The 849-nt window shown below is 45.8% G+C and carries 1 protein-coding gene; it reads right to left on the bottom strand.

Features of this window, described 5'->3' with window-relative positions:
- Positions 1-12: 12 nt before the first annotated feature.
- Positions 13-849: helix-turn-helix transcriptional regulator (locus A3756_RS19220; RefSeq protein WP_082865376.1), on the bottom strand; the 837-nt coding region annotated here is incomplete at its 5' end.

Raw genomic sequence — 849 nt, forward strand, 5'->3', positions numbered from 1 at the left:
ATGCCTGTTTGTTTATCCTAACATGTTGGCCAGTTTGTAGGGGCCTTCCAGTATATTGTGTGTTAACTGAACTTGATTCGATACACCTGTTTTTTGGTATATCTTTTTCAAGCGAGAGCGAACGCACTCTTTAGTGAGCTTGAGCTCTTCGGCGATTTCTGAGCCTGATAGCCCAGATATCACCTTGCTGAGAACTTGTGTCTCGGAGGCGGTCAGGCCATAAAAGTCAGCCAGGACTAGATTGAGCTTCTCAAAGCTGTCTTTCTCGACAGGACGCATCACCACGAGTGAACCTTTCGCTTTCCATATCTTATTTTCATGCGCAGACTTTCGGTAGGGCGTAACACCAATATGCCATTCATTGCCTCCACCAACGTATGCATCTAAACGAATGAAGCCTCCTGGAAACAAATCTATTCCCTGCGAAGCAAGAATGCATTGCATGACAAGGTGCTGTAGCCGCTTGTTGGCGGCAGGGTTCTTCAGTGCGAGGCGGTCATGTTTTAAGGTGAGCACCTCACTCGATTTTGCAAACTCTTCTGCCCGGGCGTTCATAGGTTTGGAGACATAATTCTCCATCACCAAAAAAATAGCAGCTTCAGTACTACTTTTTAGCTGCTCTTGCACCTGGCTTTGTAGCTGGGCAAGTTTGGTTTGGGTGGATATGGTAAAAGCGCGCGTTAGGTGTGGTACAAAGATGCCGAGAATTTTCTTTGTTTGGTTATCAAAATCCTGCTGAGTATCTGGGCGGTAAAAGGTGATGCTGGCAATGAACTGGGTATCTCGATAAAAGCAGGTGCTGATACTATGGAAGCAATCATTTTCACGGAATAGCTCCTGATAGACTTT

It is taken from the genome of Oleiphilus sp. HI0086, assembly GCF_001635225.1.